This is a genomic window from Janthinobacterium psychrotolerans, assembly GCF_001677885.1.
Lineage (GTDB): Bacteria > Pseudomonadota > Gammaproteobacteria > Burkholderiales > Burkholderiaceae_D > Janthinobacterium > Janthinobacterium psychrotolerans.
Genome location: NZ_LOCQ01000061.1, coordinates 308,864 through 333,611, shown reverse-complemented (window position 1 = coordinate 333,611; position 24,748 = coordinate 308,864). Strand labels below are relative to the sequence as shown.

At 62.8% G+C, this 24,748-nt stretch carries 20 protein-coding genes and 4 tRNA genes; 20 read left to right on the top strand and 4 right to left on the bottom strand.

Annotated features, from left to right (window positions below; all coding sequences use genetic code 11):
• Positions 1–34: 34 nt before the first annotated feature.
• The 9 genes from hppD to kefC all read left to right on the top strand — a co-directional run bounded on the left by hppD (position 35) and on the right by kefC (position 13,445).
• Complete coding sequence (gene hppD / locus ASR47_RS23520) at positions 35–1,153, top strand: 4-hydroxyphenylpyruvate dioxygenase (RefSeq protein ID WP_065310199.1); 1,119 nt, start codon at positions 35–37, stop codon at positions 1,151–1,153.
• 280 nt (positions 1,154–1,433) lie between these two features.
• Entirely contained in the window at positions 1,434–5,036 is a 3,603-nt protein-coding gene (locus tag ASR47_RS23515) for an indolepyruvate ferredoxin oxidoreductase family protein (protein WP_065310198.1), read from the top strand.
• 127 nt (positions 5,037–5,163) lie between these two features.
• Positions 5,164–6,699: a S41 family peptidase gene (locus ASR47_RS23510; RefSeq protein ID WP_065310197.1), complete on the top strand. Its 1,536-nt coding sequence runs from the start codon at positions 5,164–5,166 to the stop codon at positions 6,697–6,699.
• A gap of 147 nt (positions 6,700–6,846) precedes the next feature.
• Positions 6,847–8,622, top strand: coding sequence for a M14 family zinc carboxypeptidase (locus tag ASR47_RS23505; protein WP_065310196.1), 1,776 nt, complete (start codon positions 6,847–6,849; stop codon positions 8,620–8,622).
• Between the two features lie 98 nt (positions 8,623–8,720).
• Positions 8,721–9,887 (top strand): MGDG synthase family glycosyltransferase, encoded by a 1,167-nt coding sequence (locus ASR47_RS23500; RefSeq protein WP_065310195.1) that lies wholly within the window; start codon positions 8,721–8,723, stop codon positions 9,885–9,887.
• Positions 9,884–10,366, top strand: a complete 483-nt coding sequence (locus tag ASR47_RS23495; protein ID WP_065310194.1) for a hypothetical protein — start codon at positions 9,884–9,886, stop codon at positions 10,364–10,366. Before ASR47_RS23500 ends, ASR47_RS23495 begins: the two co-directional genes overlap by 4 nt.
• Positions 10,363–10,962, top strand: coding sequence for a dual specificity protein phosphatase family protein (locus ASR47_RS23490; protein WP_065310193.1), 600 nt, complete (start codon positions 10,363–10,365; stop codon positions 10,960–10,962). The genes ASR47_RS23495 and ASR47_RS23490 overlap by 4 nt, the downstream gene beginning before the upstream one ends.
• Positions 10,959–11,546, top strand: coding sequence for an SRPBCC family protein (locus ASR47_RS23485; protein ID WP_065310192.1), 588 nt, complete (start codon positions 10,959–10,961; stop codon positions 11,544–11,546). Before ASR47_RS23490 ends, ASR47_RS23485 begins: the two co-directional genes overlap by 4 nt.
• Positions 11,547–11,630: 84 nt before the next feature.
• Positions 11,631–13,445, top strand: a complete 1,815-nt coding sequence (kefC, locus tag ASR47_RS23480; protein ID WP_065310191.1) for a glutathione-regulated potassium-efflux system protein KefC — start codon at positions 11,631–11,633, stop codon at positions 13,443–13,445.
• 12 nt (positions 13,446–13,457) lie between these two features.
• Here kefC and ASR47_RS27230 read toward each other — a convergent pair whose 3' ends face one another.
• The 4 genes from ASR47_RS27230 to ASR47_RS23465 form a co-directional block, all read right to left on the bottom strand.
• Positions 13,458–13,610 (bottom strand): oligoendopeptidase F family protein, encoded by a 153-nt coding sequence (locus tag ASR47_RS27230; protein WP_150127946.1) that lies wholly within the window; start codon positions 13,608–13,610, stop codon positions 13,458–13,460.
• Between the two features lie 139 nt (positions 13,611–13,749).
• Positions 13,750–14,691 (bottom strand): tRNA 2-thiocytidine(32) synthetase TtcA, encoded by a 942-nt coding sequence (gene ttcA / locus ASR47_RS23475; protein ID WP_065310328.1) that lies wholly within the window; start codon positions 14,689–14,691, stop codon positions 13,750–13,752.
• Positions 14,692–14,708: 17 nt separating this feature from the next.
• A complete protein-coding gene (locus tag ASR47_RS23470) occupies positions 14,709–15,107 on the bottom strand; it encodes a dihydroneopterin aldolase (RefSeq protein WP_065310190.1) in 399 nt (132 codons plus the stop codon).
• 54 nt (positions 15,108–15,161) lie between these two features.
• Entirely contained in the window at positions 15,162–15,950 is a 789-nt protein-coding gene (locus ASR47_RS23465) for an SDR family oxidoreductase (RefSeq protein WP_065310189.1), read from the bottom strand.
• Between the two features lie 59 nt (positions 15,951–16,009).
• On the opposite strand from ASR47_RS23465, the gene ASR47_RS23460 reads away from it, so the two are divergent.
• The 11 genes from ASR47_RS23460 to nusG all read left to right on the top strand — a co-directional run bounded on the left by ASR47_RS23460 (position 16,010) and on the right by nusG (position 24,684).
• Positions 16,010–17,161: a class I SAM-dependent methyltransferase gene (locus ASR47_RS23460; RefSeq protein ID WP_065310188.1), complete on the top strand. Its 1,152-nt coding sequence runs from the start codon at positions 16,010–16,012 to the stop codon at positions 17,159–17,161.
• A 130-nt stretch (positions 17,162–17,291) separates the two neighbouring features.
• Positions 17,292–18,359, top strand: a complete 1,068-nt coding sequence (locus ASR47_RS23455; protein WP_065310187.1) for a J domain-containing protein — start codon at positions 17,292–17,294, stop codon at positions 18,357–18,359.
• A 72-nt stretch (positions 18,360–18,431) separates the two neighbouring features.
• A complete protein-coding gene (locus ASR47_RS23450; protein ID WP_065310186.1) occupies positions 18,432–20,024 on the top strand; it encodes a DUF3369 domain-containing protein in 1,593 nt (530 codons plus the stop codon).
• A gap of 16 nt (positions 20,025–20,040) precedes the next feature.
• Positions 20,041–21,687, top strand: a complete 1,647-nt coding sequence (locus ASR47_RS23445; RefSeq protein ID WP_065310185.1) for a tetratricopeptide repeat-containing response regulator — start codon at positions 20,041–20,043, stop codon at positions 21,685–21,687.
• A 211-nt stretch (positions 21,688–21,898) separates the two neighbouring features.
• A tRNA-Tyr gene (locus ASR47_RS23440) sits at positions 21,899–21,982 on the top strand.
• A 53-nt stretch (positions 21,983–22,035) separates the two neighbouring features.
• A tRNA-Gly gene (locus ASR47_RS23435) sits at positions 22,036–22,109 on the top strand.
• Positions 22,110–22,152: 43 nt separating this feature from the next.
• Positions 22,153–22,227, top strand: a tRNA-Thr gene (locus ASR47_RS23430).
• An 88-nt stretch (positions 22,228–22,315) separates the two neighbouring features.
• A complete protein-coding gene (gene tuf, locus ASR47_RS23425) occupies positions 22,316–23,506 on the top strand; it encodes an elongation factor Tu (RefSeq protein WP_065310157.1) in 1,191 nt (396 codons plus the stop codon).
• Between the two features lie 66 nt (positions 23,507–23,572).
• A tRNA-Trp gene (locus ASR47_RS23420) sits at positions 23,573–23,648 on the top strand.
• A gap of 32 nt (positions 23,649–23,680) precedes the next feature.
• Positions 23,681–24,064 (top strand): preprotein translocase subunit SecE, encoded by a 384-nt coding sequence (gene secE, locus ASR47_RS23415; protein ID WP_065310327.1) that lies wholly within the window; start codon positions 23,681–23,683, stop codon positions 24,062–24,064.
• On the top strand, positions 24,064–24,684 hold the full coding sequence (gene nusG, locus ASR47_RS23410; protein WP_065310184.1) for a transcription termination/antitermination protein NusG: 621 nt from the start codon (positions 24,064–24,066) through the stop codon (positions 24,682–24,684). Before secE ends, nusG begins: the two co-directional genes overlap by 1 nt.
• Positions 24,685–24,748 lie beyond the last annotated feature (64 nt).

The following is a 24,748-nucleotide window of genomic DNA, read 5'->3' as shown; positions in this document are numbered from 1 at the left end:
CCTATACTGTGCCCTACTTCTAGGAGGAGACATCATGCAATTTCAGCCTTGGGATAACCCGATGGGTACCGATGGGTTCGAGTTCGTCGAGTATGCAGCACCAGACCCAAAAGCATTGGGCGAGCTGTTCGAGAACATGGGCTTTACGGCCATCGCGCGCCACCGGCACAAGGATGTGACCCTGTACCGCCAGGGCGACATCAATTTCATCATCAACGCCGAGCAGGATTCGTTCGCCCAGCGCTTCGCCCGCCATCACGGCCCGTCCGTGTGTGCGATCGCGATTCGCGTCGACGACGCGGCGTTCGTGTACCGCCGCGCGCTGGAACTGGGCGCCTGGGGCTTTGACAATAAAACCGGGCCGATGGAACTCAATATTCCTGCAATTAAAGGTGTGGGCGACTCGCTGCTGTACTTTGTCGACCGCTGGCGCGGCAAGGGCTCCGACAAGGAGGGCGCACCGGCGCCGGGCGGCATCGGCGACATCAGCATCTATGACGTCGACTTCGTCGCCATTCCCGGCGCGGTGGCCAATCCGGTCGGCCACGGCCTGACCTATATCGACCACCTGACGCACAATGTGCACCGTGGCCGCATGAAGGAATGGGCCGGTTTCTATGAAAGCCTGTTCAATTTCCGCGAGGTGCGCTACTTCGATATCGAAGGCAAGCACACCGGTCTGAAGTCGAAAGCCATGACCTCGCCTTGCGGCAAGATCCGCATTCCGATCAATGAATCGTCGGACGACAAATCGCAGATCGCCGAGTACCTCGACCAGTACCACGGCGAAGGCATCCAGCATATCGCGCTCGGTACCGACAATATCTATGCTTCCGTGCAAGGCATGCGCGACACCGGCATCGATTTCCAGGACACCATCGAAACCTATTACGAGCTGGTCAACCGCCGCCTGCCGAACCACGGTGAGCAACTGGAAGAACTGCGCCGTTTGCGCATTTTGATCGACGGCCACAGTACCGAAACCGAGCGCGAACTGCTGCTGCAGATCTTCACGCAGACGGTGATCGGCCCGATCTTCTTCGAGATCATCCAGCGCAAGGGCGACCAGGGTTTCGGCGAAGGCAACTTCCGCGCGCTGTTCGAATCGATCGAGCTGGACCAGATCAAGCGCGGTGTATTGACGGCTGTTTGACGCATTGCTGGTGCTTGTCGGGTTACGCCGTTCCGGCTAACCCGACCTACGCTCGTGATGTAGGTCGGATTAGCGCAGCGTAATCCGACATTGCCAGCAAAAAGAGGCATCAAAAAGTACCAAAGCAGGAGTGCAGTGCAGCAAAAGAACTGCGCGCATTCCTGTGGTAGTCTACGACAAACAAGTCATTTTTCCGCACCGTCGCGCTTACAAGGCATGGCGGTACGTGTGAGTTCAACCGACTTTGCACGCGTAGCACAGAGAATAATGGAGACAAGTAATGAATGCACCGATCAAGGGCTCGATTCTTGAGCCGGGCGCGCCCGCGTCCGAGATTTCCCTGAACGACAAATACACCCTGGAGCGCGGCCGCGCGTTCATGACCGGCACCCAGGCGCTGATCCGCCTGCCGATGATGCAGCGCGAACGCGACCTCAAGGCCGGCCTCAATACGGCCGGCTATATCACCGGCTACCGCGGCTCGCCCGTCACCAGCGTCGACATGACGGCCGTGAAAGCCAAGAAATACCTCGACGAACACCACGTCAAATTCCACCCTGGCCTGAACGAAGACCTGGCGGCCACGGCCGTGTGGGGCACGCAGCAGACCAATCTGTTCGAAGACGCCAAATACGACGGTGTATTCGGCATGTGGTACGGCAAGGGCCCTGGCGTGGACCGCTGCGGCGATGTGTTCAAGCACGCCAACAATGCCGGTTCCGCCAAACATGGCGGCGTGCTGGTGCTGGCCGGCGACGACCATGCGGCCAAATCCTCGTCCACCGCGCACCAGTCCGACCATATCCTGAACGCCTGCGGCATCCCCGTGCTGTACCCGTCGTCGGTGCAGGAATATATCGATTACGGCCTGCACGCCTGGGCCATGAGCCGCTACACGGGGCTATGGGTGTCGATGAAATGCGTGACCGACATTATCGAGTCGGGCGCGGCCGTCGATTTCGATCCGGACCGCGTGCAGATCACCCTGCCGACCGACTTCGAGCTGCCCGCCGGTGGCCTGAACATCCGCTGGCCGGACACCGTGCTGGACCAGGAAGTACGGATGAACAGCTACAAATGGTATGCCGCGCTGGCCTATGCGCGCGCCAACAAGCTCAATAAAATCATCTGGGACAGCCCGAAGGCGCGCATCGGCATCATTACCGCCGGCAAATCGTATCTGGACACGCGCCAGGCGCTGGCCGACCTCGGCATCGACGAGCAGACCGCCTCCGATATCGGCATTCGCCTCTACAAGATCGGCATGACCTGGCCGCTGGAAGCGGACGGCGTGCATGAGTTTGCCAAGGGTCTGGACGAGATCCTGGTGGTGGAAGAAAAACGGCAAATCCTCGAATACGCCCTGAAGGAAGAGCTGTACAACCTCAAGGATGGCGAGCGTCCGCGCGTGGTCGGCAAGTTCGACGACACGGGCGAATGGAGCAACCAGAAGGGCACCGGCCACGGCGACTGGCTGCTGCCGGCCACCTATGAACTGAACCCGGCCATGATCGCGCGTGCGATCGCCAGCCGTATTTCGCGCTACTACGCCGGCCATCCGGTCGAGCAGCGCGTCAAGCAACGCATCGCCTACCTGGAAGCGAAAGAAAACGTCCTCAAAGCGATCAGCGTGAAACCCGATCCGCAAAAGGACCGCACGCCGTTCTTCTGCTCGGGTTGCCCGCACAACAGTTCGACCAAGGTGCCCGAAGGCTCGCGCGCCCTGGCCGGCATCGGTTGCCACTATATGGTGCTGTGGATGGACCGCGAAACGTCGACGTTTACCCATATGGGCGCCGAAGGCGTCACCTGGGTCGGCCAGGCGCCGTTCACCAATGAAAAGCACGTGTTTACCAACCTCGGTGATGGCACATATTTTCACTCGGGCATCCTGGCGATCCGCGCGGCGGTGTCGGCCAAGGTCAATATCACCTACAAGATTCTGTTCAACGATGCGGTGGCGATGACGGGCGGCCAGGAATTCGATGGGCCATTGTCGCCAGCCATCATCTCGCGCCAGATCGCCGCCGAAGGCGTGGGCCCGATCATCGTCGTCACCGACGAACCGGAAAAATACCCGTCCGGCTACGCCTGGGCCGAGGGCGTGACCGTGCGCCACCGTTCCGAACTGATGGACGTGCAGCGCGAACTGCGCGACATGCCGGGCGTGTCGGCCATGATTTATGACCAGACCTGCGCCTCGGAAAAACGCCGCCGCCGCAAACGCAATGAATACCCGGACCCGGCCAAGCGCGCCGTGATCAACGAAGCCGTCTGCGAAGGCTGCGGCGACTGTTCCGTGCAATCGAACTGCCTGTCGGTCGAGCCGCTGGAAACCGAGCTGGGCCGCAAGCGCCAGATCAACCAGTCGTCCTGCAACAAGGATTTTTCGTGCACCACCGGTTTCTGCCCGAGCTTTGTGACGGTCGAAGGCGGCGGCTTGAAAAAGCCGAAAAAAGCGGCCAGCTTTGATCAGGGCGGCCCGGAAGTGCCGGCTTTGCCGACGCCGGTGATACCGTCGACGGCCGAACCGTTCGGCATTCTGGTGACCGGCATCGGCGGCACCGGCGTGGTCACCGTCGGCCAGATCCTGGCGATGGCGGCGCATGTCGAAGGCAAGGGCTGTTCCGTGCTCGACATGAGCGGCCTGGCGCAAAAGGGCGGTCCGGTGATGTCGCACGTGCGCCTGGCGGACCGCCAGGAAGATATCCATTCGACGCGCGTCGGCACCGGCGCGGCCGACCTGGTGATCGGCTGCGATCTGATCGTCACGGCCAGCCGCGACGCCTTGTCGCGCATGGGCGAGGGCCGCAGCTGGGCCATGATCAACTCGACCAGTTCGTCGACGGCGGCCTTTGTGAAAAACCCGGACTGGCAGTTCCCGGGTGCTTCCGCGCGCATGGAAATCGAAAAAGCCTGCGGCAAGGACCATGTGGAGTTTATCGACGCGGGCCAGATCGCCACGGCGCTGATGGGCGACTCGATCGCCACCAATATGTTCATGCTCGGTTACGCCTGGCAAAAGGGCAAGGTACCGCTCAGTGAAGCGGCGATCATGAAGGCAATCGACCTGAACAACGTGTCGGTGGCCTTCAACAAGGCGGCCTTCAACTGGGGCCGCGCGGGCGCCCACGATACCGCCAGCCTGCAGCGCATGACGGCGCCGGCCAAGGTGGTGGAATTCAAGCGCATCGACACGCTCGACGACATCATCGAAAAACGCGTGCACCTGCTGACGGCCTACCAGGACCGCGCCTATGCACAGCAGTATCTGGACTTCGTGGGCCAGGTGCGCGCCGCCGAAACCGCCCTGAACGGCCCGCAGCTGCGTTTGACGGAAGCCGTGGCGCGCTACTTCTACAAGCTGATGGCCTACAAGGACGAGTACGAAGTGGCGCGGTTGTATACCGATGGCGCGTTCCAGGCCAAGATCGCCGCCATGTTCGAAGGCGACATCAAGCTCAAGTTCCACCTGGCGCCGCCGATCATGGCGAAAACCGACGCCCAGGGCCACCTGGTGAAAAAGGAATTTGGCCCGTGGATGATGAAGGCGTTCGGTGTGCTGGCGAAAATGAAGGGCTTGCGCGGCGGCGCGTTCGATATCTTCGGCTACACGGCCGAGCGCAAGATGGAGCGCGCGCTGATCGATGACTACCGCCGCACGGTGGGCGCCCTGTTGCCGAAACTGACCACGGCCAAACTGGCGCAGGCGGTGGCCATCGCCAGCATTCCGGAAGATATCCGCGGCTATGGCCATGTCAAGGAGCGCCACTTGAAAGCGGCCAAGGAGAAGGAAGCGAGCCTGCTGAGCGCGTTCAATTCCCCGGTGCCGGTGCCGGCCAGTGCGCCGGTGGCGCCACCGCTGCCGGCCACGGTGGCTTGATAAAATAACGACCTCATGAAATGGCGCCTGCGGGCGCCATTTTTACATGTTTATTTCAGTATTGTAATGGTTAACTTTTCTTGAAAAGGCTTATAATCTTCAGATAGTTTCTCTGCGGAAAATAATTGTGAAAACCTTGCGCGATGTGTCCCTGCTGGCGGCTCCCTTGTTCGTGTTGCTCAGTGCCTGTGGCGGCGGAGGAGGCGGCGGCAGTCCGGCCGTCAGCGACACGTCGACGCCGCCAGCGGCGAGCACGCCGACACCGGGTAGCGGCGACCTTACGCCGGCCATTGTTGCCTCGAATACCGTGCAAAACCTGTGCGAAAAACCGCGCAGCGGCAACGCCAGCGACCGCCAGGGCAGCCTGCTCAATGAGCTGACTTGGGTGCGCAGCTGGATCGACGAGAGCTATCTCTGGTACAAGGAAGTGCCGACCACGTATTTGCCGCAGAACTTCAGCACCCCGATCGCCTATTTCAATGTGCTGAAAACCCCGGCCACCACCGCCTCGGGCAAGCTCAAGGACCGGTTTCATTTCACCTACACGACGGCCGAATGGGAAGCCTCGCTCAAGGGTGTCGAGCTCGGCTACGGCATGCTGCTGGCGCTGACGCAGACCACGCCGCCCCGCAAGGCGGTGATCACGATCGTCGAGCCGGGCTCGCCGGCGGCGCTGGCCGGCCTGCAGCGCGGCGATGTGCTGCAAACCGTCGATGGCGTCGACTTCGTCAACGCGGCCGGCCAGGCCAGCGTCGATACCATCAATGCCGCTTTGTTCCCGGCGGCGCAAGGCAGGCACACGGTGAGCTTCCTGCGCAACGGCGCCAGCATCAACGCCAGCTTGCAGTCGATTGCAGTCAATACCAGCGCCGTGCAGAATGAGCGCATCATCGATACGCCCACCGGCAAGGTCGGCTATCTGACCTTCAATACGCATAACAATGTGGCCGAGCGCCAGCTGGTCGACACCATGCGCCGCTTCCAGGCGGCCGGCATCAGCGACCTGGTGCTCGACGTACGCTACAACGGCGGCGGCCTGCTCGATGTCGCCAGCGAACTGGCCTACATGATCGCCGGTCCGCAAACGACCAGCGGCAAGACCTTCGAGCAGATCATCGCCAACGACAAGATCCGGCGCGAAGCACCATTGGGTTTCCATGCGCAAAGCCAGGGCCTGGCCTCGGCCAATCCGCTGGCCAAGGGCACGGCGCTGCCCTATCTCGGCCTCAAGCGCGTCACCTTGCTGACCACCGGCAATACTTGCTCGGCCAGCGAAGCGATCATCAACGGCTTGCGCGGCGTCGATGTCGAGGTCAATCTGATCGGCGGCACGACCTGCGGCAAGCCCTATGGCTTCTATCCGCAGCCGAACTGCGGCACCACCTATTTTGCGGTGCAGTTCCAGGGCGTCAACGCCAAGGGCTTTGGCGACTATGCCGACGGCATGGCGCCCACCTGCGCCGTGGCCGACGACTACCAGCATGCGCTCGGCGACGCCAATGAAGCCATGCTGGCGGCCGCCCTGCAATACCGCAATACCGGCCGTTGCACTTTGCCGACCGGCATGAGCCGGCTGCTCGGCACGGTGGAAAGTTCGGAGACGGTCGCTGCCCGCCTGCTGCGCCCGCAATACAAGGAAATCGCCATCGGCCGCCAGCCTTGATGGCGGCGCGGTATCGTTGCCCGTGACACTAGCTGCAATGTCGGGATAAAAAGGCCGGGATTGCAGCACTGCATTTCCGGCTTGCTGCTCTGCCTGACTGCTACCACTATAATTGCCCGCTTCCCATCTGCCGCTGGAGCTTTTCCCATGCTACGCCACGCCCTGCTGTCCGCCGCCTTGCTGTCCACCTTTGCCCTGCCTGCGCAAGCCGCCACGTCCTTGGCCACGGTGGCCGAACGCTCGGGCTTTTTGCACACGGGCCGCTATGCCGAGGTGGAAACGCTGTGCCGGCAGTTCCAGGCCCGCTATCCGCAGCAGGTGCGCTGCTTTGAATTTGGCCGCACGCCTGAAAACCGGCCGATGCTGGCGCTGGCGGTGTCGAACACGGGCGCCTTGAGCGCGCAGGAAGCGGCGCGGCGCAAGCTGCCGGTGCTGCTGGTGCAGGGCGGCATCCATGCCGGCGAGATCGATGGCAAGGATGCGGGCTTCCTGGCGCTGCGCGAAGTGTTGGACGGCAAGGCGGCGCCCGGCGCGCTCGACAAGCAGGTGCTGCTGTTCGTGCCGGTGTTTAACGTTGACGGCCACGAGCGCTTCGGCCAGTGGAACCGTCCCAACCAGCGCGGCCCGGTGGAAATGGGCTGGCGCAGCACGGCGCAAAATTTCAACCTGAACCGCGATTACATGAAGGCCGACGCGCCCGAAATGCAGCAGATGCTGGCGCTGCTCAACGCCTGGGACCCATTGGCCTATGTCGACCTGCATGTGACCGACGGCGCCCAGTTCGAACCCGATATCTCGATCCAGGTCGAACCCGTGCATACGGGCGACATGGACCTGCGCCAGGCCGGCACTGCCTTGCGTGACGGCGTGCTGGCCGACCTGGCGAAACAGGGTTCCGATCCGAAGCCGTTCTATATCTCGTTTGCCGAGGAAGACAATCCGCAGTCGGGCTTTGTCGACGGCGCACCGAACCCGCGCTTTTCGCACGGCTACTTCCAGCTGCGCAACCGCTTCGGCGTGCTGGTGGAAACCCATTCGTGGAAGGACTACCCGACCCGTGTGCGCCTCACGCGCAACACCATCGTCTCGCTGCTGGAACACGTGGCGCGGCACGGCGCCGTTTGGCGCGGCACGGCCCTGGCGGCGGACGCGCGCGCGCAGCAGCTGGCCGGCACCAGCGTGCCGCTCAGTTATAAAACCACCGACAAAACCCGCATGATCGACTTTCGCGGCTACGCCTATACGCGCACGCCATCCGGGATTTCAGGCGCCCTGATGACGCGCTACGACGAGACCACGCCGCAATTGTGGACGGTGCCGCTGCGCGACGAGATCGTGCCCGACCTGCAGGTCACGGCGCCGAAGGCCGGCTACCTGGTACCGGCCGCGCGCGCCGCCATGGTGGCGGAAAAACTGCGCCAGCACGGCGTGCGCTATCAGGTGCTGCGCACAGAGCTGGACAAGCAGATGGTCGAGACCTTTCGCGCCAGCGGCGTGACATTCGGCGCGCAATCGTTCGAAGGCCGCCAGACGGCGCAGGTGACGGGCGAATGGCAAGCCGAGCGGCGTACGATAGGCGCCGGCGCCCTGTATGTGCCGGTCAACCAGCCCAAGGCGCGCCTGGTGCTGGCGCTGCTGGAGCCACGCGCGCCCGATTCGCTGCAGGCCTGGGGCAGTTTCAACACAGCCTACGAGGCCAAGGAATACATGGAAGATTATGTGGCCGAAGACGTGGCGCGCGCGCAGCTGGCGGCGGACCCGGCGCTGGCGGCCCAGTTCCGCCAGAAGCTGGCCGACGATCCTGCCTTTGCCGGCAATCCGAAAGCGCGGCTGGCGTTTTTCGCGCGCCGCCATGCTTCGTGGGACGAGCGCCTGAATCTGTATCCGGTACTGCGCACCGACGTGGCGCCGGCAGTCAAATAAGGGCAAATTGCGGGTCGCTTGCGAAGATGTAATGTGCGCGCGGCAGTTGATGCTATTGTGCTTGCTTTCCCGATAAGGCTTACCTGGAGCGCACGCACATGCCGCAGCACCCACCCAAAAAAATCCTGATTCTCAGCGTCTCGGCCGGCGCCGGCCATTTGCGCGCCGCGCAGGCGATCGAGGCGTATGCGGGGCATGATGGAGCGGACGGCACCGGCCCGCTGGCCACCGCGCGCCATATCGACGTGATGGATTTCGTCACGCCCGCGTTTCGCAAGCTGTACACCGACTTTTACATCAAGCTGGTCAACAAGGCGCCAGCGCTGTGGGGCTATCTGTACCACGCCACGCACGATGCGCCGAAAGACAGCTCGATGCAGCGCGTGCGCCGCGCCATCGAGCGCCTCAACACGCGCGCGCTGATGGCGCAGATCGCCGCGTTTGCGCCCGACGCCATCGTCTGCACGCATTTCCTGCCGGCCGAACTGCTGTCGCGCGCGCTGCGCGATCACCAGCTGGACTGCCCCGTGTGGGTGCAGGTGACGGACTTCGACCTGCACCGCATGTGGGTGCTCGACCATATGCAGGGCTATTTTGCCGCCACCGATGAAGTGGCGTTCCGCATGCGCCACGAAGGCATCGCCTTTGAGCGCATCCACGTGACGGGCATTCCCATCATGCCGGCCTTTGCGCAGGCACCGAAGCGCATGCAGTGCGCGCAGGCGTTCGGGCTGGACCCGCAGCGCAAGACCATTTTGCTGATGGGCGGCGGCGCCGGCCTGGGCAGCCTCGACACCATCGCCGCAGGCCTGCTCCTTCTCGAAGGCGACTTCCAGCTGATCGTGCTGGCCGGCAAAAACGCGGCCGCGCTGGCGAAACTGACGGCGCTGGCCGCGCAATATCCGGGCCGTTTGCTGGCGCAGGGTTTTACCAGCGAAGTCGAACGGCTGATGGCCTGCGCCGACCTGGTCATCACCAAGCCGGGCGGCCTGACCACCTCCGAGTGCCTGGCGCTCGGCTTGCCGATGATCGTCAATTCGCCGATTCCCGGCCAGGAAGAGCGCAATGCCGACTTCCTGCTGGAACAGGGCGTGGCCCTGAAGGCGCTCGACGGCGCCAGCCTGGAATACCGCGTGCGCCATCTGCTCGATCACCCGGAACAGTTGCAGGCGATGCGTGAACGGGCGCTGGCGCTGGGCCGCCCGCGCGCCGCGCTGGAGGTGCTGGCCAAAGTGCTGGCCACAGTGCCGCAGGCGCAGGCATGACGGGCAGTACCGTCAAACCGTGGCAGATCGCCGCGACCCTGGCCTGGGTCGCCTTGCTGGGCCTGTTTTTCGCACAGGTGGAAATCCAGATCGAAGGCGCGGCCGGCTGGGCCGCCAACCTGCCCACCTGGCGCATCGAACACCACTGGCTGCTCGATATCTTCTGGGGCGGCCGCCCCATGACCGGCTACCATGCCTGGGTGTTTCCGTTTGTTGCGCTGTTCTTTCATTTTCCGCTGCTGTTTCTGGGGCAGTGGTCGTGGCGCCTGGAAGCGCGCGCCATCGGCTGCATCATGCTGTTCTGGGTAATCGAGGACTATCTGTGGTTCGTGATGAATCCCGCCTATGGCGTGGCGCATTTCAGCCCGGCCCACATCGCCTGGCACAAGCACTGGATGCTGTTTGCACCGACCGATTACTGGGTCTCGCTGCTGGCGGCCAGCGCGCTGCTGTACTTTTCTTACCGGAGAAAATCATGAGCTCCATCCGCTTCATTTCCGCCGCCTTGCTGGCGCTGTCGTTCGGCCTGATGATGGCGCCGGCGAACAGCCAGGCTCCTGGCTCTTCCGCCAAGCCCGAGCGCCATCCCGACTGGGCCACGCCGATGCCGCATGTGTCGAACCTGCACCAGGTCACGCCGGTGCTGTACCGCAGCGCCATGCTCGATCGCGCCGATGTGGCGCAGCTGCAGTCGCTGGGCGTGAAAACCGTGATCAGCCTGCGCTCGTTTCATTCGGATACCGAAGTGCTGAAGGACAGCGGCATCCGCACCGTGCGCATCCCCATCAATACCTGGGCGATTCGCGACCGCCATGTGATCGAAGCGATGCGCAGCATCCGCGCCGCCGAAGAACAAGGCCCGGTGCTGCTGCACTGCCTGCACGGCGCCGACCGTACCGGCATGATGACGGCCATGTACCGCATGCTGTACCAGGGCTGGCCGCGCGAAAAGGCCATCGACGAGCTGAAGAACGGCGGCTACGGCTACCACGCGGTGTGGAGAAATATCGAAAAATACCTCAAGCGCGTCGACGTGGAAGCGATCCGCGCGCAGATCGACCAGGAAAAACCATGAAGACCCTGCTGTTCGTATTGGCTGCCTGTGGCCCGCTGGCCGCGTTCACCGCCACAGCCGCCGCCGCTGTCTCCGTCAACCTGGTCGATGTCAGCAAGCCCGGCGTGCCCGGCAAGGCCTTTGCCGCCAGCACCAGCATGCCGGCCAGCGTGGCTGCCGTCTGCGCGGCGATCCAGGATTTTGCCGGCTACCCGCAGTTCATGCCCAACGTCGACAAGATCAAGGTCGCTCCCGCCGGCGGCGGCGCCTCGCTGGTCGACGTCACGCTCAAGCTGCCGATGGGGAAAGTCAAGCAGTACCGCCTGAAGATGACGCCGAAAACCGGCGACGCCAGCTGCAACCTGGCCTGGAAGCTCGTGCCGATGGAGGGCGTGAAAATCGAGGACACCATCTTTGATACCAGCGGCTACTGGCAGCTGTCGCCCGACCCGCAGGATGCCGGCGCCACCGCCATCAAATACCAGGTGTACACCGACCCAGGTCCGGTGCCGATGGGTTTTGGCTGGATCGTCGACAGCATGAGCCGCGACAGCATCCCGAAAATGTTCGATGCGCTGCGCGCGCGGGTGGCGGCGAAAAAATAGCGGCGGGCCTGGCCTTCGGCTGGGTCACGCCGCAGGCAAGTTCAGGCATGATTGCGATTCCAGTCACGTTTTACCGGAATTCGCATGGAACACCACAGTTTTCTACTCAATATCCTGTTTTACCTGGTCGCCGCCATCGTCATGGTGCCGCTGGCCAAACGCCTGGGCATGGGCGCCGTGCTGGGCTACCTGGTCGCCGGCGTCATCATCGGGCCGTTTGGCCTGGGCCTGATCAACAACGTCGACGTGATCCTCAGCTTTTCCGAGTTCGGCGTGGTGCTGCTGATGTTCCTGATCGGCCTGGAACTGGAACCGAAGCGGCTCTGGCTGCTGCGCCGGCCCATCTTCGGCTGGGGCGGCGCGCAAGTGGCGCTGGTCAGCGCCGGCCTGTGCGCCGGCGCCATGGCCTTGGGCGTCGACTGGCGCACGGCGCTGGTGGGTGCCCTGGGCTTGTCGCTGTCGTCGACCGCCATCGTGCTCGCCACTCTGGGCGAGCGCAAGCTGATGTCGACGCCGGCCGGCTCGGCCGGTTTTTCCATTCTGCTGTTCCAGGATATCGCCGCCATCCCGATGATCGCGCTGGTGCCGCTGCTGGGCGGCCTGGCCACGCATAGCGATGCGCCGGGCTGGCTGCGGGTCTTGAAACTGGTGGCCGTGCTGGCGGCCCTGGTAGTGGCCGGGCGTTTCCTCGTCAATCCGATCCTGCGCTTTATCGCCAGGACGGAATTGCGCGAAATTTTCACCGCCTTTGCGCTGATGCTGGTGATCGCCATCTGCGTGCTGATGGAATCGGTGGGCCTGTCGATGGCGCTCGGCACCTTTGTCGCCGGCGTGCTGCTGGCCGACTCGGAATACCGCCAGGAACTGATCAGCGACCTGGAACCATTCAAGGGGCTGTTGCTGGGCCTGTTCTTTATCGCCGTGGGCATGTCGGTCGACTTCGGCGTGCTGCGCGCCCAGCCGCTGCTGATCCTGGCGCTGGTGGCCGGCCTGCTGGCCATCAAGATCGCGTTGCTGTATGGCCTGTCCAAGCTGTTCGATATTCCACGCGGCCAGCAGCTGTTCTTTGCGCTGCTGCTGTCGCAGGGCGGCGAATTCGCCTTCGTGGTGTTCGCCGCCGCGCTGGCCGTCCACGTCTTCACGCCCGAAACCAGCGCCGTGCTGGTGGTGGTGGTGACGGTGTCGATGGTGGCCACGCCCTTGCTGCTGCTGGCGCACGACAAGCTGGTGGCGCCGCGCCTGCGCAGCGACAAGAAGCGCCGGCCCGACGACACCATGCAAGCGCAGGACAACCCCATCATGATCGCCGGCTTCGGCCGCTTCGGCCAGATCATCGGCCGCCTGCTGGCCGCCAACAAGATCGGCGTGACGGTGCTCGACCACGACCCGGACCAGATCGACTTGCTGCGCAAGTTTGGCTTCAAGGTGTTTTATGGCGACGCCACGCGGGTCGACCTGCTGGTGGCGGCCGGCATCGAAAAGGCGAAAGCGCTGGTGATCGCCATCGACGATGTCGACGACAGCCTGGCGCTGGTCGACGCCGTGCGCCTGCGCCTGCCGCACCTGACCATCCTGGCGCGCGCGCGCAACGTCACGCATTACTATGAACTGATGAACCGCGGCGTGACCCTGATCGAGCGCGAGACCTTTGCCGCCGCGCTGCTGCTGGGCGAGCAGACCCTGCGCCAGGCCGGCTACAGCGCCGAGCGGGCCGAACGCGCGGCCGCCATCTTCCGCACGCACAACCTGAAAACCCTGCTTGACGTGGCGCCGCATTTCCAGGACCAGCAGAAAGTCATGTCCCTCACGCGCAAGGCGCGCGAGGAACTGGAAGACATGTTCGAGAGCGATGCCGCGGCGTTTGCCGCTGCGGAAGGCGAAAACGGCCGCCCTCAATGATCGCTGTCGCGGTTATTTCCCGCGCTTGCTCTCGATCGCCTCGATGCGGTCCATGATGCCATTCATGCGCGCCACCAGCGCCTGGTACGGTTTCGGCGTGGCCAGGTCGACCCCGGCCGCCTTCACCAGCTCATATGGATAGCTTGATCCGCCCGAACTGAGCATCTTCAGGTAGGCCGCCAGCGCACCCGGTTCCCTGGCCAGGAGGCGCTGTGCAAAGTCCTGCGCGGCGGCGATGACCGGGAAGAGTTTTAATCAGTAAGTCTTCATGGCGGCGACCTCATCGCGATGGCGCCGCCAGGCCTTACACCGACTGCAGCGGGATCGTCGCGCCAAACGTCGTTGGCGTCGAGCACGGCTCTTCATCGAACGCGATATCGCCCATCGGATTGGCCAGGCCGTCCGCCTTCAGGTCGCCAAAGCCGAACAGCTTGCCGTCCATCAGGTGCGACGGCGCCACGTTGGACATGGCCGAGAAGATGCTTTCCACGCGGCCCGGGAATTTCTTGTCCCAGTCGCGCATCATGGCCTTGATCTGCTTGCGCTGCAGGTTTTCCTGCGAACCGCACAGGTCGCATGGAATGATGGGGAAACCCTTCACTTCGGCATAGCGCTCGGTGTCTTCTTCTTTTACATACGCCATCGGGCGGATCACCATGTGCTTGCCGTCGTCGGACACCAGCTTGGCCGGCATGCCTTTCAGTTTTCCACCAAAGAACATATTGAGGAAAAAGGTTTCCAGGATATCGTCGCGGTGGTGGCCCAGCGCGATCTTGGTCGCGCCCAGCTCGTCGGCCACGCGGTACAGGATGCCGCGGCGCAGGCGCGAGCACAGCGAGCAGGTGGTCTTGCCTTCCGGGATCAGGCGCTTGACGATGCTGTAGGTGTCCTGGTTCTCGATATGGAAGGCCACGCCCAGTTCCGTCAGGTAGGCCGGCAGGATCTCGGGCGGGAAGTTGGGCTGCTTCTGGTCCAGGTTGACCACCACGATATCGAAGTGGATCGGCGCGCGCTCGCGCAAGGTCATCAGGATGTCGAGCAGGGCGTAGCTGTCCTTGCCGCCGGACAGGCACACCATCACCTTGTCGCCCTCTTCGATCATGTTGAAGTCGCCGATCGCCTGGCCCACCAGGCGGCACAAACGCTTGTGCAGCTTGTTGTTTTCCAGCGCGATCTTTTCGGCCTTCTTGCGCGCCAGTTTCTGCGCTTCGATATTGGCCGGAATTTCCACCGCCGTCGTCGTCATTTCCATCGTCGCCTCGTTCATGCCGCATCCTTGATCTGGAATACTTCCACGCCCACGCCTTCGCAGTCCGGGTAGACGTCGGGTTTCATCGACGACACGCGCGCGGCGCGCACGCGCGGGTGCGCCAGCATGGCGGCCAGCACGTCGTCAACCAGGGTTTCCTGCAGCTGCACATGGCCTTGCGCCATGCGCTTGGCAATCGTGTCGCGCATGAAGTCGTAGTCGACCACTTCGTCGAGCTGATCGTCTTTCGGCGTCGACTGGGCCAGCGGAATATACAGGTCGACATTGATCAGGACGCGCTGCTCGCCCTTTTTCTCGAAGTCGTAGACGCCGATATTGATCAGCACTTCGTAATTGCGCAGGAACAGGCGCCGGCAATCGGCCAGGCGGGGGTGGAACAGGGCGGAGGACATGGTTTTACCTTTTAATGATGCTTGTATGTTGGGGTAGCCGGTGGATCGGCTGATTCATTTGGTCAGGAACATGACGTCGCGCGGCAAGCCGATCAGGTGCTGGCCGCCATCGACCAGCAAGGTGGTGCCGGTCAGCGCGCGCGCGCCGGCCACGTAGCACACGCAGTCGGCAATATCCTGCGGCGTGCTCGAGCGCCCCAGCGGGGTGTTTTCGTGCGCCTTGACGAAGTTCGCTTCGCTTTGCTCGCCCGACACCATGGTGATGCCGGGGGCGATGCCGACCACGCGCACTGTCGGCGCCAGCGCCTGGGCCAGCATGGTGGTCGCCGACAGCAGCGCGGCCTTGGACAAGGTGTACGACAAAAAATCAGGATTGAGATTGTACAGTTTTTGGTCCAGCAAGTTGATCACCACGGCTTGTTCGCCGGATGGCGTGGCCTGGTACAGCGCCTGGGCCAGCAGCACCGGCGCGGCCAGGTTGGCGTGCATGTGGGCGTCGAGCGCGGTGCAGGAAAAATCGCCGGCATTGTCGTATTCAAACAACGAAGCGTTGTTGACCACGCAAGTAATGCGGCCCAGCTGTTGCTGCGCCTGCGGCAGCAGCTGGCGCACCTGCGCTTCCTGCGCCAGGTCGCACCGGAAGGCCTGGGCGCGCCGGCCCAGGGCGGTCAGCTCGTCGACCAGGGTCAATGCTTCCTCGCGCGAAGCGCGGTAATGCACGGCGATATCCCAGCCCTCGCGCGCCAGGCCCAGCGCGATGGCGCGGCCGATGCGGCGCGCGGCGCCCGTGACGAGTGCGACCTTGGGAGGCGTGCCGGTTGTGTCTGTCGAAGTGTGGTTCATGTACTTTTATGCGTATGGTGATGGAGACGGCGGGCCGGCCGATTCGTTACAATGCGGGAATGTCCCTACCCGAACCCGATAGCGACGCGCTGGCCGCGTCCCATGCCTTGCAGCACCTGATTGCCGCCGAGATCGCGCGGCACGACGGCGCCATTCCGTTTGCCCGTTTCATGGAGCTGGCGCTGTATGCGCCTGACCTTGGTTACTATAGCGGCGGCGCCGCCAAGCTGGGCGAACATGGCGATTTTACAACCGCACCTGAAATATCGCCGTTGTTTGGCGCCACCCTGGCCCATGTGGCAGCCGCTATTATGGCGCAAACGGCCCCGCGCATCCTGGAATTTGGCGCCGGTACCGGCAAGCTGGCATTTGACATCCTGACCGAGGCGGCCAGCGCCGGCATCGTTATCGAACAGTATGCGATCGTCGAATTGTCGGGCGAATTGCGCGCGCGCCAGGAGCTTGCCCTGGCCGCGTTTGCACAAGTCGTCTGGCTCGATGGCTTTCCCGACAGTTTCGAAGGCGCCGTGTTCGGCAATGAAGTGCTCGACGCCATGCCCGTCAGCCTGGTCAGCAAAACCCCGGCCGGCTGGTGCGAGCTCGACGTCGGCATTGCCGATGGACGGTTTGTCCATATCGAGCGCTTGGCGGGTGCGGAGATTGCCGCGCAGATCGCCGCGCAAATTCCCGAGGCCGAGCTACTGCCGGTCGGCTACGTGACCGAAATCCACGGCGTGGCCTGCGGCTTCATGCGCTCGCTGGCGCGCATGCTGACGGCGGGCCGTGGCGGCGCGGCCTTGTTGTTCGACTACGGCTTTCCGGCCCACGAGTATTACCTGGACCTGCGCGCGACCGGCACCCTGATGTGCCATTACCGCCACCATGCGCATGCCGACCCGTTCTATTTGCCTGGTCTGCAGGACATCACGGCCCACGTCGATTTTACGGCGATGGCGGTCGCGGCCCAGGACGCGGGCCTCGATGTGCTGGCCTACATGAACCAGGCCAGCTTTTTGCTCGGCGCCGGCATCGGCGAACTGCTGATGCGCAGCGATCCGGAACAGGCGACAACCTTTTTGCCGCAATCGATCGCGCTGCAAAAGCTGGTCTCGCCGGCCGAGATGGGCGAATTGTTCAAGGTGCTGGCGGTGGGGCATGGCGTCAGCTTGCCCGATGCGCTGTCGGCGGCCGACCGCAGCCACCGGCTGTGAATTGACACGGCGGCTGGCGAAATTTCGCCGCCGGCCGTGGTTCGTCTTGTCAAATCGTATATCATGACCGCTACCGCCTGGCTGCAGCCGGCAAGAACCCGTCGCCGCGCACGGATTTCAAGATAGAACGATGGGAAAGATACATACACACTATGACAACCTGAAAGTGGCGCGTTTGGCGCCGCAGGAAGTCATACGTGCCGCGTACAAGGCCCTGAGCCAGAAATACCATCCCGACAAGAATCCCGGCGACGAGAAGGCGGCCCGCATCATGGCCATCCTCAACAGCGCCTATGGCACCCTGTCCGACCCGCTGCGCCGCAAGGAGCATGACGAGTGGATCGCCGCCGAGGAATGGGAAATCGAATGGCTGGAAAGCACCCACCAGGAAGAAGGGCGGCACAAGGATGGCCGCGCGTCGGGCGCACAGCATGAGCATGGCTGGGCGCAGGATGTGCCGCCGTCCAAGGCGCGGCGCGGCGCGATGCCCGTTTGGCGCGACTGGCGCTGGTGGCTGAGTTTGCTTGCCTGCCTGCTGCTGGGCTGGCTGGGCGCCTTGCTGGTGCAGGGCAGCTCGCCGCAGGTGCCGGCCGCACTGGCTTCGGCCTGGACCGGCCTGGCGCGCGATGGCGTGAAAGCCGACGCCGCTGAGGAACACAAGCCGGAGGTCAGGGCCGAGACCAAGCCGGAGGCCGTGGCGATCGACAGCTGGGCCGTCGGCAAGCCCTATGCGCCCGAGCCGGCGCAGCCAAAAATACCCGAGATCAAGGTGCTGGCCGTGGCTCAGCTGAGCCTGAAAGCGGGCCTGCCCGCCTGCGATGGCGCGGCGCAGGCGCTGGTGGCGCCCAATGGCGAGCCGTGGCCGCAGCAGTCCGGTTATGTCAGCGGCTTTGCCATCGGCAACAAGGGCGACGACCTGTCCGTCACGCTCGACAACAGCGCCAATGCCACCCCCGTGTTCGTCAAGCTGTTCGACCTGGAACGGGGCGCCAATGTGCGCTATCTGTACCTGCTGGCGCATGACAAGCTGACCGTCGAGCAACTGGCGACCGGCAAGTATGAAGTGCGCTACCAGGCGGTCGAGCCCGGCAGTGAAGGCTGTGGCGGCAAAAGCAGCAGCGGCAGCGCCGCCACGCCACCGCCCGGCCTGCCAAGGCCACAGGAAGAGACACAAAATCCTGTTGTAAGCAGCATCTAATCTGATTATCCTTGACAGGCATCAAGCAATAGGGTTTCTTGTGTCTTGCGTATTTAATCCTTGGGAGTATCCATGACCGACCTCACAGCCGATGCAGACGATAACTGGCTGCTCGACGAGGATGAGCCCGTGGTGGCCCCGACGGGAGCAGCGGCGCCTGAACAGCGCCTGTGGCGCGTGCTGATCGTCGACGATGACGTCGATGTGCATGCGGTAACGCGGCTGGCGCTGCGCAATGTCAATTTCAAGGGTCGCGAGCTGGAACTGTTTTCCGCCTACAGCGGCCGCGAAGCGTTCGATATCTTGCGCGATACGCCCGATATCGCGCTGGTGCTGCTCGACGTGGTGATGGAAACGGACGACGCCGGCCTGATCCTGGCCAAGCGCATCCGCGCCGAACTGAACAACCATATCGTGCGCGTGGTGCTGCGCACGGGCCAGCCGGGCCAGGCGCCCGAGCAGCGCGTGATCGTCGAGTACGACATCAACGACTACAAGGCCAAGACCGAGCTGACCACGCAAAAGCTGTTTACCACCGTGATCTCGGCATTGCGCGCCTATGAAAGCCTGATGATGCTCGAGCGCAGCCGCATCGGCCTGGGCAAGATCCTCGCTGGCGCCACCAATCTGTACCAGATCCATTCCCTGCGCGAATTTGCTTCCGGCGTGCTGAACCAGGTCAGCGCCATCCTCGACGTGGGCGCCGACGGCGTGCTGTGCCTGATGCAGGGCGGCGCCGGGCGGCCCGAGGTGGTGGCCGCCACCGGCACCTATGCGGCGCTGGCCGAATCAAACGCGATGCCGCCCGAGCACGCGCTGGCGTCAGCCATCGACAAGGCGTTTGCGGAAAAGCGCAGCCAGTTCGAGCATCCCGCCAACGTGCTGTTCATCCATACGGCCAGCGACCGCGAGCTGGCCATTTCGATCACGCCGCCCTGGCCGCTGGCGCCGATCCAGCGCGACTTGCTGGAAGTATTTTGCGAACGCATCGCCGCCGCCTTTGACAATCTGTACATGTTCGGCCAGCTGCGCAAGGCCCAGGAAGCAACCGTGGTGGCGCTGGCCGACCTGGCCGAATTTCGCGACAGCGACACCGGCGGCCATGTGCGGCGGGTGCAGCAGTTGTCCGACGCCATCGCCCATCGCCTGCGCCAGCGCGGCGTGTATGCCGACGAGCTGACGCCGCAATTGCTCGACATGATAGGCCTGGCCAGCATCCTGCACGATGTCGGCAAGGTCGCCACGCCCGACGCGGTGCTGTTGAAGCCGGGCTTGCATACCGACGCGGAGCGCGCACAGATGCGGTTGCACGCCAGCGTCGGGCGTACCATCCTGGAACGGGCCGCCAATATGGTCGACGGCGTCAGCTACCTGACCTATGGCGCGCAGATCGCCGGCGGCCACCATGAGCACTTCGACGGCACCGGCTATCCGAACGGCCTGAAGGGGCGCGAGATCCCGCTGGCCGCGCGCATCGTCGCCGTGGTCGACGTGTTCGACGCGCTGCTGCATGAGCGGCCCTACAAGGAAGCGTGGCCGTATCCGCAGGTGCGCGCGTATATCGAACAGCGCAGCGGCAGCCAGTTCGATCCGCAAGTGGTGGCCGCGCTGCTCGACCTGATCGATCACGAACCCCTGCTGTGGCATCCGGAGCATGCCCTCTGATGCAGCCGCGTACTCCATGAAAGACTTCAAGGGGCTGTCCGCCCTGATCATCGAGCCGCATGGCGGCATGCGCTCGAGCCTGCACAATATGCTCAATCTGTGCGGCCTGGCCAAGATCGACGACGCCGGCAGTTCCAGCCAGGCCATCCGCATGCTGGGCAACCGCAGCTATGACCTGATCCTGTGCGAATACGACCTCGAAGGCGGCCAGGACGGCCAGCAGATGCTGGAAGACCTGCGCCACCACCGCCTGATCCATCCTTCGACCATGTTTTTCATGGTCACCGGCGAAGGCAGCTTTGCCAAGGTGGTCAGCGCCGTCGAGCTGCTGCCGACCGACTACATCCTGAAGCCGTTCACGGCCGACAACATGCTCGAGCGCATCGGCCGCGCCGTCGACAAGCGCGCCGCCTTCATGCCGATCCACCAGCTGATCGATGTCGGCAATGAACGCGGCGCGATCGCCGCCTGCGGCGAAGGCGCCGGCCTGTATCCGCGCTACGCCACCGATTTCCTGCGCCTGCGCGCCGAACTGCATCTGCTGCTGGGCGAAGCGGCCGAAGCCGAACCGATCTACGCCTCGCTGTACGACGCCAAAACGATCGGCTGGGCGCGCCTGGGGCAGGCCAAGACGCAGTTCATGCAAGGGCACTATCCGGCGGCGCAGGCGATGCTGGAAGAACTGATCGACAGCAACAAGCGTTTTCTCGACGCCTATGACTGGCTGGCGCGCACGCACCAGGCCCAGGGCCGCGCGCAGGACGCGCAAAACGCGCTGGCCGAGGCGGTGGCCCTGTCGCCGCATGCGGTGCGCCGCCTGCGCCGCCTGGGCGAAGCGGCGCTGGCGGCCGACGATGTCGAGACGGCGGAAAAAGCGCTGAAGCTGGTGGTCAGCAAGGCCAAGTACTCGGAGTTTCGCGACCCGGAAGACCATGTGCGCCTGGTGCAAACCCTGGTGCGCAAGAACGATCCGCTGCAGGCCGGCGCCGTGATCCGCGAGCTGGACCGCACCATGGGCGGCCAGCCGAACACGGAACTGTGCAGCGCCCTGTGCAGCGCCATGCTGCACGGCCAGACCGGCAACCAGGTGCGGCTGGCCGAGTCGCTCGACGCGGCGCTGGCCGCCAACCGCCACAGCGGCGGCGCCTCGAACGCCGTCAAGACGGAGCTGGCGCGCTATTGCCTGGCCCATGGCCGCGAGGATGGCGCCGCCGAGGTGATGCGCGAAGTGATGCGCAACGCGCCCGACAGCGCGGCCATGACACGCGCCATGGAAGTATTTGAGCAAGCCGGCTGCGACGAGCTGGCCAGGGCGCTGGCGCGGCAAAGCCGCCAGGAAGTGGCCGACATGGTGGCGGCCGGCGCGGCGAAGGCGGGGCAGGGCGACTTCCGCGGCGCCGTCGAGTTGATGGGGGAGGCCGTCACGCGTCTGCCCGACAATCCGCAAGTGGTGTTCAATGCCGCCGTCGCCGTGCTGAAATGCCTGGAACACGAAGGCTGGGACGAGCGCCTGGGCCAGCAGGTGCTGGGGCTGATCGCCGGCGTGCGCCGGCTCGACCCGCGCAACCCCAAATTGCCGGTGCTGTCGGGCCTGCACCAGCAGCTGCTGCGCAAGTACAAACCGGGCGGTGCGGCCTGGATGCACCCGCCTGACGCCCGGTAGCATGCGGTTTTGACGGAGAAATGCGGGGTGCAAGCAGGGGGCGCAAAAAAAATGCGAATTTTTTTCGCCAACCCTTGCACATTATTAATTTGGGGGCTTATAATCACGCCCCGAAGCAGCCAACTTCTTCTTTATAAGCAAATGCAGCAGCAAGCGATGCGAAACAAGGTTGACAGTTGTGAGTAGATGCTTCATACTCTGCGGTTCCCGCGGAGGGGTGGCCGAGTGGTTAAAGGCGACAGACTGTAAATCTGTTCTTTCGAGTACGCTGGTTCGAATCCAGCCCCCTCCACCAAGTTTTTGCAAAAAAACTGGGTAAAGCAAGTGAAGATAAGTGAACGATACCTCGCGGGTGTAGCTCAATGGTAGAGCAGAAGCCTTCCAAGCTTACGACGAGGGTTCGATTCCCTTCACCCGCTCCAGTTCCCGTTCAGATGCTTTATGCATCCATGCAGCAAAATTACAGCCCTTGTAGCTCAGTGGTAGAGCACTCCCTTGGTAAGGGAGAGGCCACGTGTTCGATCCACGTCAAGGGCACCAGAATTCGCAGCAGGCAACACAGAAGCAATTCAAACCAGACCGTCGGGCGTGTGCCTGAGCAATCTAATCAAATCATTAGGAGTTCAAAATGGCAAAAGGTAAATTCGAACGGACCAAGCCGCACGTCAACGTCGGCACCATCGGCCACGTCGACCACGGTAAAACCACGCTGACCGCTGCAATCGCAACGGTTCTGTCGAAGAAATTCGGCGGCGAAGCCAAAGCATACGACCAGATCGATGCGGCTCCGGAAGAAAAAGCACGCGGCATTACCATCAACACCGCCCACGTCGAGTACGAAACGGCTTCGCGTCACTACGCGCACGTTGACTGCCCAGGCCACGCCGATTACATCAAGAACATGATTACCGGCGCAGCCCAGATGGACGGCGCGATCCTGGTGTGCTCGGCAGCTGACGGCCCAATGCCACAGACCCGCGAACACATCCTGCTGGCCCGCCAGGTTGGCGTTCCATACATCATCGTGTTCCTGAACAAGTGCGACCTGGTCGACGACGCGGAACTGCTGGAACTGGTTGAAATGGAAGTGCGCGAGCTGTTGTCGAAATATGAATTCCCAGGCGACGACGTGCCTATCATCAAAGGTTCGGCCCGTATGGCGCTGGAAGGCAAAGAAGGCGAAATGGGCGTTGACGCAGTGCTGCGTCTGGCCGATGCCCTCGATTCCTACATCCCAACCCCAGAGCGCGCTGTTGACGGTGCATTCCTGATGCCAGTGGAAGACGTGTTCTCGATCTCGGGTCGCGGTACCGTTGTGACCGGTCGTATCGAACGCGGCATCATCAAGGTCGGCGAAGAGATCGAAATCGTCGGCATCATCGATACCGTCAAAACGACTTGCACCGGCGTGGAAATGTTCCGCAAACTGCTGGACCAGGGTCAGGCAGGCGACAACGTTGGTCTGCTGCTGCGCGGCACCAAGCGTGAAGACGTGCAGCGTGGTCAGGTGCTGGCAAAGCCAGGCTCGATCAAGCCGCACAACCACTTCACCGGCGAGATCTATGTGCTGTCGAAAGACGAAGGCGGCCGTCACACGCCATTCTTCAACAACTATCGTCCACAGTTCTACTTCCGTACGACGGACGTGACCGGTTCGATCGAGTTGCCAGCAGACAAAGAAATGGTCATGCCAGGCGATAACGTGTCGATCACCGTCAAGCTGATCAACCCGATCGCGATGGAAGAAGGCCTGCGCTTCGCTATCCGTGAAGGCGGCCGTACCGTTGGCGCCGGCGTGGTTGCAAAAATCCTCGCATAAGGAAACGTTATGCTTCCACCTGGGGCGTCTCAGGTGGTAGAATAGCACTCCACAAAAGTTTTACGTAGGGACGTAGCTCAATTGGCAGAGCGTCGGTCTCCAAAACCGAAGGTTGGGGGTTCGATGCCCTCCGTCCCTGCCACCGTCATGGTGCAGGGCACCGAAAGTAGAAAAATGTCAAATCAATCCGTGCAAACCGTTAGCACGTCGAGTGACAAGATAAAAGTCGCGCTGGCAGTAGTGGCTGCGATTGCAGGAGTAGTCGGGTTTTATTACCTGGCAGGCCAACCAGCTCTGGTGCGTGCAAGCGCGCTTGTGGCTGGTTTGGTTATTGCTGTTGCGCTCTTGTATGTCTCGACGACCGGCCGTGAATTCCTGAATTTCGCCAAAGAAGCTGTGCGCGAGACCAAGAAAGTCGTTTGGCCCACCCGCAAAGAAGCCACGCAGATCACCGCGATCGTGTTTGCCTTTGTGCTGGTCATGGCGATTTTCCTGTGGGGTACGGATAAATTGCTCGAGTTTTTGCTGTATGACATAATTCTTGGTTGGAAAAAATAATGAGCGAAAATGTGCAAGATGACGCGGCACCCGCAGCTGGCGACGTTCCGGCAGCGGAATCTGGCGCAGCGCTGAGCGTACCGGTCAGCAGCAAGCGCTGGTACGTCGTGCATGCTTATTCCGGTATGGAAAAAAGCGTCATGCGCGCACTGACCGAGCGCATCGAACGCGCCGGCATGCAAGACCAGTTCGGCCAGATCCTGGTGCCGATCGAAGAAGTGGTTGAAGTCAAGAATGGCGTCAAGTCCGTCACCGAGCGCCGTTTCTACCCGGGCTATGTGCTGGTCGAGATGGAAATGACGGACGAGAGCTGGCACCTGGTGAAAAACACCAGCAAGGTTACCGGTTTCATCGGTGGCAAATCGAACAAGCCGACGCCGATTTCCGCGCGCGAGATCGATGCCATCATGCGCCAGATGCAGGAAGGTGTTGAAAAACCCCGTCCGAAAACCTTGTACGAAGTGGGCGAGCAAGTCCGTATCAAGGATGGTCCGTTCACCGATTTCAACGGCAATGTCGAAGAAGTCAACTACGAGAAATCCAAAGTGCGTGTGTCGGTCACCATCTTCGGCCGCGCTACCCCGGTGGAGCTCGAATTCGGCCAGGTCGAAAAAGTTTAAGTTGGTATCAGGCGCCACCAGGAGCGTTGCGGCAGTCAAGGCAGAATCCGGTCAGAGGAGCCCC

Bases quoted from the DNA above. Each gene is read 5' to 3' on its own strand.
- hppD (WP_065310199.1), top strand. From the start codon at position 35: ATGCAATTTCAGCCTTGGGATAACCCGATGGGTACCGATGGGTTCGAG.
- ASR47_RS23515 (WP_065310198.1), top strand. From the start codon at position 1,434: ATGAATGCACCGATCAAGGGCTCGATTCTTGAGCCGGGCGCGCCCGCG.
- ASR47_RS23505 (WP_065310196.1), top strand. From the start codon at position 6,847: ATGCTACGCCACGCCCTGCTGTCCGCCGCCTTGCTGTCCACCTTTGCC.
- ASR47_RS23500 (WP_065310195.1), top strand. From the start codon at position 8,721: ATGCCGCAGCACCCACCCAAAAAAATCCTGATTCTCAGCGTCTCGGCC.
- ASR47_RS23495 (WP_065310194.1), top strand. From the start codon at position 9,884: ATGACGGGCAGTACCGTCAAACCGTGGCAGATCGCCGCGACCCTGGCC.
- ASR47_RS23490 (WP_065310193.1), top strand. From the start codon at position 10,363: ATGAGCTCCATCCGCTTCATTTCCGCCGCCTTGCTGGCGCTGTCGTTC.
- ASR47_RS23485 (WP_065310192.1), top strand. From the start codon at position 10,959: ATGAAGACCCTGCTGTTCGTATTGGCTGCCTGTGGCCCGCTGGCCGCG.
- kefC (WP_065310191.1), top strand. From the start codon at position 11,631: ATGGAACACCACAGTTTTCTACTCAATATCCTGTTTTACCTGGTCGCC.
- ASR47_RS27230 (WP_150127946.1), bottom strand. From the start codon at position 13,610: ATGCTCAGTTCGGGCGGATCAAGCTATCCATATGAGCTGGTGAAGGCG.
- ttcA (WP_065310328.1), bottom strand. From the start codon at position 14,691: ATGACGACGACGGCGGTGGAAATTCCGGCCAATATCGAAGCGCAGAAA.
- ASR47_RS23470 (WP_065310190.1), bottom strand. From the start codon at position 15,107: ATGTCCTCCGCCCTGTTCCACCCCCGCCTGGCCGATTGCCGGCGCCTG.
- ASR47_RS23465 (WP_065310189.1), bottom strand. From the start codon at position 15,950: ATGAACCACACTTCGACAGACACAACCGGCACGCCTCCCAAGGTCGCA.
- ASR47_RS23460 (WP_065310188.1), top strand. From the start codon at position 16,010: ATGTCCCTACCCGAACCCGATAGCGACGCGCTGGCCGCGTCCCATGCC.
- ASR47_RS23455 (WP_065310187.1), top strand. From the start codon at position 17,292: ATGGGAAAGATACATACACACTATGACAACCTGAAAGTGGCGCGTTTG.
- ASR47_RS23450 (WP_065310186.1), top strand. From the start codon at position 18,432: ATGACCGACCTCACAGCCGATGCAGACGATAACTGGCTGCTCGACGAG.
- ASR47_RS23445 (WP_065310185.1), top strand. From the start codon at position 20,041: ATGAAAGACTTCAAGGGGCTGTCCGCCCTGATCATCGAGCCGCATGGC.
- tuf (WP_065310157.1), top strand. From the start codon at position 22,316: ATGGCAAAAGGTAAATTCGAACGGACCAAGCCGCACGTCAACGTCGGC.
- secE (WP_065310327.1), top strand. From the start codon at position 23,681: ATGTCAAATCAATCCGTGCAAACCGTTAGCACGTCGAGTGACAAGATA.
- nusG (WP_065310184.1), top strand. From the start codon at position 24,064: ATGAGCGAAAATGTGCAAGATGACGCGGCACCCGCAGCTGGCGACGTT.